Genomic DNA, 13,025 nt, shown 5'->3' on the forward strand with positions numbered 1-13,025 from the left:
CGCAAAAATGGCAGAATCTAAAGCTTTAGAATCTTTAGATTCTGTTTAGGCATCGTGCTACCACACGCACTATGTATGTTATTTGGCAAAGCCTCGATCAGGTTTTCTAGCGTTGTGGATTCTGTAAGTTGCTTAGATTTTAAATCCAAAGTATTGAAAGCTGGATTCTATGTTTTTCTTAAGATTTTAAATCTGTGGGTTTAGATTCTGCAGGTGGCTTAGAATCTATGCAATGAGATTCTCAATTTATTGGACTAGATTTTGTGAAAAACTCTAGATTCTAAACTTTGCTTTTTTAAATCTTGGTTGGATTTTTGGAAGTGGGTTTTAGGGTTACGCTAGATTCTAAATTTTCTCTAGATTGTTATTCTGCTTGTAAGTCTCGTGCTTGTGTGAATGTGTGGGGGGGGAGTTGTGTGGATTGTGTGTGTTTTAAATGTTCTGTTATGGGTTCTGTAAGCTTGTTAGGTTCTGAATCTGTTGGGCTAGATTCTGTGTTTATGGGTTGTGAGGGTTTTTGATTTTGTAATTGCCTTGAAGTCTATTGGGCTAGATTCTGTATTTATGAATCTGTATAGGATTGCGTATGCACAAGCGGTGGGGCGAGGGTGGATATCTAGACTCATAATACCAAGCATTATTCCAAAATATAAGATAGCTTTAACAAAAAACTTGTATAATTGTGCAATCTAACAACACACAAATAAGGATTGTCAATGGAGAGCATCACTCATCTTCCTAGGGACTTGCGAGGGCTACCCCACACGAGGTTTTTTAGCACGCCACATTTCGCGTTTGCCAAATATGTGCAGACGCGCAGCGGTATCAGGCAGCAGCTTTATACCGATATGCACTGCCTTGTGATTGTGCTGCGCGGCGAGAAGATTATGCACACCAAAGACGGCGATTTTGCCATCAGGGCGGGCGAGGGCTTGTTTTTGCAGGCGGATAATTATTGTCTTAGCAACATCACCGCGCTTCAATCAGACTACCTAGATTCGCTAGACTTTCATGCAGAGGGCGCGTATGAGGCACTTTTGCTCTTTTTTGACAATGTGAGCTTGCTCGAGTTTGTCGCCAAGCACAAAGAGCGTTTTAGGCTTCATACCAAAGGGCAGGGCGCGCAGATCTTTCATCTCCGAGATTCTGATATGCTCTCTACGATTGCGCGGAGTTTTGAGCTCTATCTGCAGGAGTTCAAAGAGGAGCTTGTGCCCTTTGTGTCGCATAAGTTTGAGGAGCTATTTTTATACCTTAGTTTGCAGTATGCCGAGATTTTTTCGCGCTTTGTGCAGCACATTATGCAGGGGTTGGCACTAGATTCAGGGCTGGCATTTTTGTATTGCAGCGAGGAGTTTGCCAATGTCGCGCAGATGGCGGAATGCGCTAAGGTGGATCAGGCAACCTTTAGTAGGAAGTTTAAGCAAGCCTTTGGGCTTTCTCCCAAGCACTGGCTTGATGAGCGGCGGTTTGAGAAGGCGAAATTTTTGCTAGAATTTTCCAACAAAAACATCAATGAAATTTGCGCAGAGTGTGGGTTTGGCTCGCCATCGTGGTTTATTGAGAGGTTTAAAACCCGCTACCACTGCACGCCAAAGCATTACCAAAAATCAAAAAACTTATATTTTTCTTAGAGGAGTTAGTATGCAAGCACAAAATCAAGATTCGCTTCCCGTGCTCACTATCGCGGGGAGCGATTGTAGCGGTGGCGCAGGGATACAGGCGGATCTCAAAACTTTTGGAGCGCACAATGTCTTTGGTATGAGTATCGTGCTAAGCGTGGTGGCAGAAAACACGACGCGCGTGGTATCGAGCTTTGATGTGCCCACGCGTATCATCGATGAGCAGTTTATGGCGGTGTTTGAGGATATTCCGCCTGTAGCGAGTAAGATCGGAATGCTCGGCTCGTGCGAGATTATCGAGTGTGTCGCACGCAATCTCGAGCAATACAAGCCGCGCAATCTCGTCATCGATCCCGTGATGTTTGCCAAAAATGGCTTTGCACTAATGCCAGAATCTATACGCGCGTTGTTTAAAGAAAAGATCTTGCATTTTGCCGATGTGCTCACGCCAAATATTCCGGAAGCTCAGGAGCTGTGTGGGCGTGAGATCCACACGATAGAGGATATGCAGGAGGCGGCTAGGATCTTGCACGCGCTTGGGGCAAAAGTGGTGCTGCTCAAAGGCGGGCATAGAGATGAGGACTGCAGCGATGTGGTGTTTGATGGGAGGGAGTTTTGTGTGCTGCCAGCTCCTAGGATCGAGACCAAAAACACCCATGGCACGGGCTGCACGCTTAGCTCGGCTATCGCGGCAAACCTTGCGCTTGGCAAAAGCCCGCTAGATTCTATCAAGGCGGCGAAGGACTATGTGTTTGGCGCGATTTTGTATGCTTTGAATCTAGGCAAGGGCAATGGTCCCACAAACCATTTTCATAACAAAATGCGCACTTGAGGCGTTAGAATCTCACAATTGGCGCAGGTAGATTCTATAAGTTTGCAAAGATTCTAGCATTATAGAATCTAGCAATAGAGATTCTCAAGTGTATCTACAAGTTTTAACAACCCACACTTAGTGCCCTGCTTGATTGAGTTCTTTGTAGGCATCGCAGCCATTTTGGTAGCCCAAATCACAAGCTTTACCAAAATATTCCTTAGCAGTGGCGAAGTTTTGTCGCACTCCTTGACCTGTGTTATACATTGCTCCTAGATTATAGCAACCTACTGCGCCTTTGCCATTGCAGGCTTTTGTGTAATATTCCTTAGCTTTGAGATAGTCCTGTCGCACACCCTTACCCTCGAGATACATATTTCCAAGTGTTCCACAGCTCCAATTATCCCCCAAATCACAACCTTTGCTATAATATTCCTTAGCCTTGAAAAAGTCCTGTTGCACTCCCTCGCCATTGGAATACATTCCTCCGAGATTGAAGCAACCTGATGTATATTTGCCATCGCACGCTCTACTATAGTATTCCTTGGCTTTTGTATAATCCTGCTTTCTAAGATACAAAATTCCAAGTTCATTACACTTCTTTGCATTGTTATTGATACATTCTTGTTGCATACGGACAATATTATCAGCATCTTGGGTGTCCTTATTGTCGGCGTGTTGCGAAGTTGTCATAAACTTTTGCGCCATTTCTTTGCTTAGGACTTTTGAGATACTCTCTTCATTGTCCCATACGACCCTGCCATTGTGCAAATCCGTGAGGGTAAGCAGCAGGGTATAATCCACGCGCAGCATAGAATCTATGGGCTTGGTTCGTGCTATGAGCTTCCCACTCAGCGAATATCGTGGGGCATCAAGTGTGCCGTTTTCTTGCGTGGTGTAGGGATTAAATCGCTCATCGAGGTTTCTTGTATCACGGAGCATTGTATCGGCTTTGGCTCCAGAGCCAGTGATGGCATTAGTGAGGATAAGCTTTTTGGATTTGGCGATTTCTCGTGTGAGCTTGCGAGCGAGGAGCTCGATGTCGATGTCTTCGTTTGTATTGTTGGTGATATTGCCAATGGCTAAAATTTGCCTATCTTTTAGCCCGTTCATAAAGTCAGAATCTAGCAAGGAGTGCGCATGGGAGTTTAGCATAGAATCTATGTCATGGGAATCTAGCCCAAATGAGCTATACTCGTGTGAGTTTTTGACATAGGTAGGGGATTGGGTGTGCAAGCTAGAAATGTGATAAGAGCAAAGCATAGCAAGCATATCCGCATATTTTTAAGGTCGTAGCATTATAGCAAATTGAGTGGCTTATGGAGGGGGTGGTGTTTGCAAAGATTTAAGTGCTTTTTGTATAATCCGCCGACATATTTTCAGCAAGGACAAGCACTATGGATAGCCTCTCTCCCCAAGCATTTTTTATCCTCGTGAGCTTCTTTTTTACTTTTTTGTTTGGAGTGATTGTGCTGCTGTATCTCTTTGGTCCCACGCCCAAAAAGGTGCCACAGACGCAGGAGGAGACGCCATCGCCCCACGATAGGCTCAAATCGATTATGGCGGTGCTTGATGATCCTAGGAGCGATACTAAAACTTTGCAGAGGGCTTGTAATGAATTTTTTGAACACTATGATGAAATGGAGCTAAGCGATTATAAGAAAAAATCCTTTTTGTTTGCAATCGTGGTGCATAAGCACACGACACACGAGCTTATCCTCAATGCCGATACGCTGCTGCGCAAGCTAAACCCCCAGCTAGAGCGCGAGCTGACTAAGACGCTCAATCGCGGGCTTGATATGCGTGATATTTAGTGATTGTTTCGGAGTTTGTTTTCAAAATCTTTTTTGAGCTTTTCTTCTTGCTCTCTTAGGGCTTGTTTGTTGCGTTTTTTCTCCTCGAGCCGCTCTTTTTCGAGCATCACTTTGCGCTCTCTGCTTTCACGGATTTTTTGCATATATTGCTCACGCCGCTTGGGATCTTGGTATTGGATAGGTTTCATAAACATCATACCAAGCACAATCATAAAAAGCACAAGTGCCATCGCAGAATCGTTCCCCCCAAAATGAAACCACAATGCCCCCACAAGTGCCGCTATAAAGAATTTTAAGAAAATTTTCATACTCGCCTTTTAGTGCTTTTCATCTTGGTTGTTGAACAAATACGCGTTTTTGGGATTTGACGAGAGGGCAAAAAAAGAGTGCTCAAGCCCCTCCATATCCTCATTGGCGACTTCAAGCCCCTTGTAGAGATGGGGATTGCTGACATTGACAAAGATTGAAATCTCTTGCACGAGTGTAGAATCTTGTATGAGTATTTGCACCACGCCTTCATAATCAATACTCACCAAGCTTCCAAAATTTTGCGCCCCAAAGCCCGCTTCAAAGCTGATAGTATGCACGCCAAGCTCAATGCTCTCAAAGGTGTAGCCAGCAAGCACAAAGAGCGTGAGCGTATCGAGATTTTGCGCGATGTCAAGGGGCAGTGGCGGATCAAAAGTCGTCTTAGAAATATCGCACAAAATACTAAAAGAGATGTTTTGCTCTATGAGCAGGTGCAAAATCTCCTTGGCGTGCTTGGTGAGCATGGCTTTTAGCTTGAGGTTTTGGCAAATCATTGTAGCAAGTCCTCAAACTCGCTAAAGAGCTTGCGCACTTCAGCAATCCCAATATCCCAAAACGCACTATCCTCAATGTCAAAGCCAAATTTTTTGATGAGTTTTTTGGGGCTTTGGCTGCCACCAAGTGAGAGAAACTCGATATAGGTTTTGATAAACTTCTCTCGCTCCTTGGGCGTTTGGGCGCGCTTATAGAGTCCAAAGAGTGCAAGGACAAGCAGCTGCCCATAGCTGTATGCGTAGCAATAAAATGGCGAGTGGATAAAATGCGGGATATAGCACCACCACGAGGCGTAGTTTTTGGTAAGTTTTAGTGAATCCCCAAACATTTTGGCATTTTCCTCTAGCCAGATTCTATCAAAGTCTTGGGCTTGCAGCTCGCCCTCTATGCCGTGTATGGCGCGCTCGAAGTTTGTCATCACGATTTGCCTAAAAAGCGTGGAGAAAATATCCTCTAGCTTCCCGGCATAAAGCGGTATAAGCTCCTCTTTGCTTAGGCTAGATTTGAGCGTATCAAAGAGCAGCATTTCCCCAAACACCGAGGCTGTTTCAGCCGTAGTGAGGGGCGTGTCCATATTGAGATAGCCCATTTTTTTGCTAAGCTCTTGGTGGATCATATGCCCAAACTCGTGCGCAATGGTAAAAATATCGCGTCTTGAATCTGTGTAATTGAGCAAAACATAGGGGTGCGCGCTAGGCACGGCACTATGGCTAAACGCCCCGCCGCGTTTATTTGGCTTGGGGTGTGAATCCACCCAGCCGTTTTTGATGGCTTCTTTGATGATGACACTAAAGCGCGGCGAGAAAGAGTGAAAGGAGTGCAGGACTAGCTCTAGCGCGTTTTCATAGCTCACGCTTTCACGATTCTTTGTCGCTAGTGGCGCGTATCTGTCGTAGTCTTTGAGCATTTTTAGTCCTAGGAGTCTAGCTTTTATTTTGTAGTATTGCTGCACGAGATTGAAGTTTGCATTGACAGATTCTATAAGCGTATCCACGCTCTTTTGTGAGATACAATTAGCGATATGGCGGAAGCTCTCGCTCTTTGGGTAGCCGCGTAATTGCCGAGTAAGCGCGACATCTTTGCGCACGATATTGAGGATATAGGTGAGCAAATGGCGAGATTTGGCGAGTTTTTTGCTAAAGACTTTTTGGGCGATCTTGCGCATTTTTTGCTGCGGGTGGTGCAGGCGTGAGAGGATTTCCTCTTCGCTTAGAGGCTTTTTTTCGCCTACATTAAATCTCATCTGTGCGAGGTGCTCATCAAAGAGCCGTGCAAACGCATCGCTCCCAAGCGGAGAGACTTTGAGCAGAATCTGCTCTTCTTTAAGGCTAAGGTTGTATTTGGCTTGTGTGGCGATATTTTGGAGGTAAAACTTGTAATGCGGTGTGTGCTGGATAAAGCTATGTAGCTTTTGAGAATCTAAGCGTGCAAGCTCGAGTTCAAAAAACAAAATATCGTTTTGGGCTTTATTAACCCTTTGTTCAAAGTCCGCGTATATCGCGCCATTTGTCGTATCCTGTGCAAAGAGCAAAAACGCATAAGTCATAATCCTGCCGAGATTCTCACAGAGGCTTTCGTATTCTCTAATCACTGCTTCAAAATCGCTAGGCGTGAGAGAATCTAGCCTGCCCTCGTAGCTTTTTGCAAAGCTTTTGCACAAGCCTTGGGCTTTGGCACACGCGCTTTGGGCTTGTTTGGGCGAGGCAAAGAGTGCTTTTAGATTCCATTGTGAATCTTTAGGCAATCGCATTGTTGTTGGCTTTGTAGCGGGCTTTGTCGTTGAAGTTTTTTGTCGCATACTCTCTCCTTAGATTCTGTAATTTAGTTTTGTTTTAGAATCTCTAGCGCCTTTAGGAATGATATATCCTCCATTTGCATACCGCTTGTCATATTCTTAAGCGTTACGCTTTTTGCCTGAAACTCGCTCTCACCCACCACGAGCACAAACTCGTGCCCAAGCGTGTTGGCATAGCCAAAGGGTTTTTTGAGCTTCACGATATCTGGATACACCTCGATAGCGATGCCAGAGCGTCTGAAAGATTCTGCTAAAGTATGCACATAGGCGAGATACTCCTCACTCATACACACAATCAGCGCGCGCGCAGAAGTGGATTTGCCCTCTAAGAGACTTAGCTCTTTCATCGCAGCGATGAGTCTATCCACCCCGATAGACGCGCCCACACCACTCATATTTTGTTTGGAAAAGGTTTGGGTGAGATTGTCATAGCGTCCGCCCGAGCAAACACTGCCGATACTTGGGAGCTGCGTGAGGATCGTCTCATACACGATCCCTGTGTAGTATCCAAGCCCCCTAGCGATAGAAAAATGCACGCGGTAGCAGTCTTTGTCCATTTGTAAGAGGCTTAAGATCTCATAAAGTCGCTCGATATCCTCAATCCCCTCTTTGAGCTCATCATTCCATTCTTTTAAAAACGCAATGCTTTCAAAAAACTCCTTGCCCGCGCCATTTTGCTTGATAGAGACATAGCGCAATATCTCCCTTGCCTTGTCTTCTTGCAACCTAAGCTCGCTGCCAAGCTCGCTTAGCACGCCCTCTTCCCCGATTTTGTCGAGCTTATCGATGATGCGCAAAGTCGCGTTGATATCTTGGGATTGTGTGATACCAAAGTGCTTGCAGATACCATTTAGAATCTTGCGGTGGTTTATGCGTATGCTAAACTCATCAATGCCTAGATTGACTAACGAAGCATAGATAACCTGCACGATTTCTGCGTCGCACGAGAGGGAATTGCTCCCGATAAAGTCAAAATCACATTGTGTAAATTCCCTGTATCGCCCCTTTTGCGCCCTCTCTCCGCGAAACACATTGCCAATAGCAAAGCGTTTGAATGGTAGCTGGAGCTGGCTTTGGTATTGAGAGATAAAGCGCGCTAGAGGCACGGTAAGATCAAAGCGCAGCGCGACATCACGCTCGCCCCTGTCTTTGAAGCGATAGAGCTCTTTTTGAATCTCCTCGCTGCCCTGCTTGATGAGCACCTCTGCGTATTCTAAATGCGGTGTCTCGATAGGCACAAAGCCAAATTTTAAAAACACTTCGCTCACTTTTTGTAATAAAAGTTTTTTTGCCATCGCCTCCTTTGGCAGGCAGTCTTTGAATCCACTCAATGTCCGAGGGGTTATTAGCATACACACTCCTAAATCTCTTTTATTCCTTAATTATATCTTAGTTCTTTTGAATTTTTATTAAGCTTTGGGAAAATTTAAGGCTTAATCTATGATTTCATAGGTTAGGGTTTGTTTGTGAGTGTGGTGGGCTATGTCTAGGAGGGCTAATCCCTCAACGCATAGCTTGGGGAGGCTTGCCCCAAGCGCACTTGTGGCGACTAGATTCTCGCCACTTTTTTGGGTATTAAGCGCGAGCTCTCGGAGGTAGAGCCCACGATAGAGCTTAGAAGCGTGGCTTAGCTTTTTGCCATTTTTGAGAAACACCACTTGCGTGTGGGGCATAGCTAGCGGATAGGCTTTGGCATAAACTTCAGCGCGCAAATCAAGCACTTCGTGTCCATCAAGCAGCGCGTCCATATCGTGTTTTTGCGCTGCATAGAGGGATTTTAGCGAGAGAGTCCCCACGCTCACGCCCTGATGAAGCTTATAAAATGGCAGCAAATCCACAGCGCGCACAAACCCAAAGAGATTGCTACAAATAAGCACAGAATCTAGCAAAAATGCCTGTGAATTTTGGGGGAGATTCTTAAAGTCAAGCGCCTTGTATGCCACGCCATTATAGAGTTCTATGGCAGGGAGGCGCGGGGCTTGTAGGAGGTTTTGGGCAAGTGTGAGTGTGTCGAGCTCAAGCGTCTTTGTGCCAAAAAGCTTGCATATAAGAGTCTCCTCGCCACTGCGCAAAGCCGCTAGGTAAGTTTCTAGCGCATCTTTTTTATAAGGAGCAGTGTGAAAGAGAAACTCTAGCGCATTTTTTGGTTGTGCTGAAGCGGGGATTTGCTTGCCTTCACTGGGGCTAAAGAGGATATACATATCTACCCAATACAGAATCTAGCTGCTCGTGCGATAGCGGAATTGCCCCTTGCGAAACACCATAGGCAAGCCCCCGATACTCAAAAGCCATCTGTTTTCAATCGTGTTTTTCATAAATGCCGCCAACTCGCCCTTGATATTTCTGCCAAACACCACGCCCACGCCATCGGTATGTCCGATACTGCACATCGTCCCGCGATGGACAAAGTGAAAATCTTTGGTATTGGACTTGCCAAGCATTAGGTTGCTAAGGTATGTGCCGACAAAATCGCCCATTTGCGCCGAGAGCTGCGCGGTGGGTGCGTGGATCACATCTTTAGTCGTGGCAAGCGCGCTATCGCCCACCACAAAGACTTCGGGATACTCAAAACAGCGCAAGTGTGAATCTACAGGAATCCTCCCGCGTTTGTTGGTAAAGCTTGAGTGCTCAATCACATCGCTCCCACGCACGCCCGCACCCCAAAGTATCGTATTGCCCTTAATCTCCTCTTGCTCGCCCGTGCTGCAGTATTGGACGATCACGCCATCGCTCTTGCATTCTTTGACTTCCGCACCCGTGATGATTTGCACGCCCAAATCAAGCAATTTCTTCTTTGCCGCGTCCGCAAGGGGCTTTTTAAAAATAGGCAGAATCTCCTCAGATCGTCCGATACAAATCACGCGCGGGATTGAGCGATCTATGCCACAGATTTGGCACAAATCATCAAGCTGCGAGGCGAGCTCCCCGGCGAATTCTATACTCGTAAATCCCGTGCCGCACACAATCACTCGCAAATCGTTGTCGTTTTTGGTGAGCACATAGTCTTTGAATTTGTTTTCAATATTGTCCGTGAGTTTGAGGGCTGCATTGAGCGAGGAGAGCTTGTAAGTGTGCGTATCCACGCCCTTTATCCCAAAAGTCTCGGGCTTAAACCCAAGTCCGATAACGAGATAATCATAAGTATAATGCCCCGTGCGGCGGCACACCACATCTCTGCTCTCTGGGTGGATTTCTAGGACTTTGTCTTTGATGAATGTGATTTTTTTGGGATTGAGAATCTTGCGATAGTAAATCCGCGCTTTTCTCGCGCTAAGCGTGCCCACAGCGACTTTGTGCAAAAGAGTGGTTTGGTAGTGGTAGTCGTGCTTGCTAATCATCGTGATTTGGGCTTTGCCCTGTGGGAGTTGCCGCTGCAAGCCAAGCGCGGTTTTTAGCGCGCCATAGCCGCCGCCAAGAATGAGAATCTTTGGAAGTTCTTGCGTTTGTGCCTCTGCCATAGTCATTTCCTTAAATGAATTTTAAATATTGCAAATGCACCTAAATTGTAAAATTTTTTTGCTAATTACACAAGAGATTTAGTAAATTTTTATTTATCTTTTTCCGTTTTTTCACAGCGTGAGGGTTGGACTATACTCATCGCAATTTTTGCAATGCAGATTCTATGTAGGCAAAAAATATTTTTGAGATATACACGAATACAAGGCACAGGATAAAGTTGATACAAAAGCACAGCATAAGTTTTGGCAGCCAAAATAACTGAATCTGTGGAGCGATTTGGAGCAGCAGACTAGAAGAGATGCCTTGTGCTATGTAAAAATATATCGCGTTTTGCCCGGCAAAGATAAAAAGCCTCGTGCATAGCCCCCCCCCTTATTTGTCCAAATCCTACTCCAGAGATTCCAAGTGCTAAGCAATAAACCAATGCCAAAGAGTGATGCGAGCACATAGGGCAGGGACACGGGGAACTTGGAGGATTGGAGCACGAAAAATTGCGCGTGGGGTTTGAGCAACCACACGAGGATAAAGCCAAGGGAGCCTATGGCAATGAGGCTAAGGGCGAATCTGTGGCTTTGAAAATATTGCCTTTGCACAAAGACATAGCCCAAAAGATACAAGCTCGTGTAAAAAATGCAGTAATTAAACGAAGTGTGCAAAAACTTGCCACCCACAGCAAAGCCCACAAAATAGCCCACGACATATAATCCCAAGCCCCCGATGATAAACCCCATAATGGCTTTTGGGAGGTATTGCACGATGATGGCTGCGATGATACTCACTGCACAAAATACCGGCACAAACCAATACGAACCACCTAATGTGGGCAAAAGTGGCGTTGAGAATCCGTGCAGCCCAAGTGCATTTAGCGTGGCGTGGAAGTCAAAAGTGCGCGTGATGAGGCTTTGGACAATGTCATACACAAGCAGCGTTATGCCAAAATACAGAATCATTTTGTAGAGAACCTTTGTGGGCTGGAGTTTTTGTGTGTAGGCTACGCTTGCCCCTGCGATGAAAAAGAATGCTGGGACATCAAGGAGGAGTGAGAGGGACTGCACCACCCACGGGACATACGCCCCACCACTCCAAAAGGTTGTGTGAATCATAATGATACTTATGGCGCAGATTCCACGCAGTATATCGATTTCTGCATTTCTCGTATTTTGTCTCGTATTTTGGTGCGTATTTGGCATCGTGTTTCCTTGCAGTGTGTTAATGCGCGTGTTTTTCCCACATCGTGCCCTGTGGCGTATCCATAATCTCAACACCCATTGCGTGCAGCTCCTCGCGGATAGAATCTGCGCGCACAAAGTCCTTTTGTGCCTTTGCTTCAGAGCGTTTGGCGAGCAGAGATTCTATACGCGCTTTAGTCGCCTCATCTACGCCAAGTTGGAAGTAAGCCATAGAATCTAGCGCACCAATCCCTAGCAAAAGCTCGATAAGCGCGAGATTATAAGCCACTTCTTGCATAAAGGCAGTATCCTTTGGGCTCTTGTCCAAATGCTCATTTGCCTTGCTCATCATCTCTTCAATCACGCTTAGGGCTTTAGAGATATTTAAGTCATCGCTTAGGGCTTGTAGGATTTGAGTGAGGAATGCTGCATTTGCCCTAGGCGCGCACTCCTCCCAATGCGTGTGAATCTCATCGGCGTTGTATCTCCCTAGTGTGCGTAATAGCGAGGGTTTGAGGCGTTTTTTTAGGCGATAGAGCTTGTCTAGCCGCTTTTTTGATACGAGCAAATCCTCTTGGCTAAAATCCAGCACAAGCCGATAATGCGTGCCCAGCAGGTAGTTGCGCAAAATCTCGCCGTGGTAGATTCTAAGCGCGTCTTTGACAAAAAAGCTATTGCCCAAGCTCTTGCTCATTTTTTCGCCATTGACATTGACAAAGCCATTATGCAGCCAATATTTGGCGAGTTCTTTATCCGTGGCGCAGCGCGTCTGTGAGGCTTCGTTTTCGTGATGGGGGAATAGCAAATCCGCACCGCCAGCATGGATATCGATCCTATACTCACAATCCTCATACGCAAGGTGCTGCTCAATCATCGCCGAGCACTCGATATGCCAGCCCGGTCTGCCTTTGCCAAGCGCGCTTTCATAGCCGATATCCCCCTCGCCCTTGTAGCCCTTCCATAGGGCGAAGTCCTTGCTCTCTAGCTTGTCGCTTGCAGATTCTATGCGGCTTTTGGTGTGATCTTGATTGTGCTTAGAGAGAGAGCCATAGTGTGAATCTTTGGCAATGTGCAGATACACATCGTTGTTATCGCCCTTGTAGGCATAGCCTTTGTGGAGCAAGGATTCTATCATAGAGACGATAGCAGGGAGGCTTTGGGTGGCTTTGGGCTCTAAGTCGGCGCGCAAAACCCCTAGCGCGTCCATATCGTGGAGGTAAGAATCTATATAGTACGTCGTGAGGGCTTGTAGGCGCGCATAGACATCGCCCTTTTGTGGATTTTGTGAATCTTGGATTTTTTTAATGATTTTATCATCAATATCCGTGAAGTTTTTGGCAAAGCGCACCTTGTAGCCATTAGCGATAAACAAACGCCGCCACAAATCAAAGACAATCGAGCTGCGCGCGTGCCCCAAATGCGCGTGATCATAGACGGTGGGACCACAGACATAAAACCGCACCTCGCCTTCTTTGAGACTGACAAAATCGCATTTTTGTTTTTTGACACTATCATAGATTCTGATTGGGAGCTTGATTTGCATTGCATTCC

Annotated in this window: 13 protein-coding genes; 3 read left to right on the forward strand and 10 right to left on the reverse strand. The window is 46.0% G+C overall.

Features of this window, described 5'->3' with window-relative positions; all coding sequences use genetic code 11:
- Positions 1-485: 485 nt before the first annotated feature.
- Positions 486-626, reverse strand: a complete 141-nt coding sequence (locus tag ACH2BK_RS07570) for a hypothetical protein (RefSeq protein WP_395003103.1) — start codon at positions 624-626, stop codon at positions 486-488.
- 90 nt (positions 627-716) lie between these two features.
- Here ACH2BK_RS07570 and ACH2BK_RS07575 point away from each other — a divergent pair, with 90 nt between their 5' ends.
- Both ACH2BK_RS07575 and thiD read left to right on the forward strand, forming a co-directional pair.
- Entirely contained in the window at positions 717-1,634 is a 918-nt protein-coding gene (locus ACH2BK_RS07575) for a helix-turn-helix transcriptional regulator (RefSeq protein ID WP_394995279.1), read from the forward strand.
- A 10-nt stretch (positions 1,635-1,644) separates the two neighbouring features.
- On the forward strand, positions 1,645-2,454 hold the full coding sequence (thiD, locus tag ACH2BK_RS07580) for a bifunctional hydroxymethylpyrimidine kinase/phosphomethylpyrimidine kinase (RefSeq protein ID WP_395003107.1): 810 nt from the start codon (positions 1,645-1,647) through the stop codon (positions 2,452-2,454).
- A gap of 117 nt (positions 2,455-2,571) precedes the next feature.
- Here the strand turns inward: thiD and ACH2BK_RS07585 are convergent, their stop codons facing one another.
- Positions 2,572-3,696, reverse strand: coding sequence for a hypothetical protein (locus ACH2BK_RS07585; RefSeq protein ID WP_395003109.1), 1,125 nt, complete (start codon positions 3,694-3,696; stop codon positions 2,572-2,574).
- Between the two features lie 134 nt (positions 3,697-3,830).
- Between ACH2BK_RS07585 and ACH2BK_RS07590 the strand changes: the two genes are divergently transcribed.
- Entirely contained in the window at positions 3,831-4,247 is a 417-nt protein-coding gene (locus tag ACH2BK_RS07590) for a hypothetical protein (RefSeq protein WP_394995270.1), read from the forward strand.
- On the opposite strand, the gene ACH2BK_RS07595 is transcribed toward ACH2BK_RS07590, so the two are convergent.
- The 8 genes from ACH2BK_RS07595 to cysS form a co-directional block, all read right to left on the reverse strand.
- Positions 4,244-4,555 (reverse strand): hypothetical protein, encoded by a 312-nt coding sequence (locus ACH2BK_RS07595; protein WP_394995267.1) that lies wholly within the window; start codon positions 4,553-4,555, stop codon positions 4,244-4,246. The genes ACH2BK_RS07590 and ACH2BK_RS07595 overlap by 4 nt on opposite strands.
- Positions 4,556-4,564: 9 nt before the next feature.
- Positions 4,565-5,050 carry a hypothetical protein gene (locus tag ACH2BK_RS07600; RefSeq protein WP_395003111.1) on the reverse strand — a complete coding sequence of 162 codons (486 nt, stop codon included), beginning with the start codon at positions 5,048-5,050 and terminating at the stop codon, positions 4,565-4,567.
- Positions 5,047-6,801 (reverse strand): M3 family oligoendopeptidase, encoded by a 1,755-nt coding sequence (locus tag ACH2BK_RS07605; protein ID WP_395003155.1) that lies wholly within the window; start codon positions 6,799-6,801, stop codon positions 5,047-5,049. Before ACH2BK_RS07605 ends, ACH2BK_RS07600 begins: the two co-directional genes overlap by 4 nt.
- Before the next feature lie 71 nt (positions 6,802-6,872).
- Positions 6,873-8,198: a histidine--tRNA ligase gene (hisS, locus tag ACH2BK_RS07610; protein ID WP_395003113.1), complete on the reverse strand. Its 1,326-nt coding sequence runs from the start codon at positions 8,196-8,198 to the stop codon at positions 6,873-6,875.
- A gap of 81 nt (positions 8,199-8,279) precedes the next feature.
- Entirely contained in the window at positions 8,280-9,047 is a 768-nt protein-coding gene (gene yaaA / locus ACH2BK_RS07615) for a peroxide stress protein YaaA (protein WP_395003115.1), read from the reverse strand.
- An 18-nt stretch (positions 9,048-9,065) separates the two neighbouring features.
- Positions 9,066-10,304, reverse strand: coding sequence for an NAD(P)/FAD-dependent oxidoreductase (locus ACH2BK_RS07620; RefSeq protein ID WP_394995257.1), 1,239 nt, complete (start codon positions 10,302-10,304; stop codon positions 9,066-9,068).
- 309 nt (positions 10,305-10,613) lie between these two features.
- Positions 10,614-11,495 (reverse strand): acyltransferase family protein, encoded by an 882-nt coding sequence (locus tag ACH2BK_RS07625; RefSeq protein ID WP_395003117.1) that lies wholly within the window; start codon positions 11,493-11,495, stop codon positions 10,614-10,616.
- A gap of 19 nt (positions 11,496-11,514) precedes the next feature.
- A complete protein-coding gene (gene cysS / locus ACH2BK_RS07630) occupies positions 11,515-12,999 on the reverse strand; it encodes a cysteine--tRNA ligase (RefSeq protein WP_395003157.1) in 1,485 nt (494 codons plus the stop codon).
- Between the last annotated feature and the right edge of the window lie 26 nt (positions 13,000-13,025).

The sequence above is a fragment of the uncultured Helicobacter sp. genome (assembly GCF_949282165.1).
GTDB lineage: Bacteria > Campylobacterota > Campylobacteria > Campylobacterales > Helicobacteraceae > Helicobacter_F.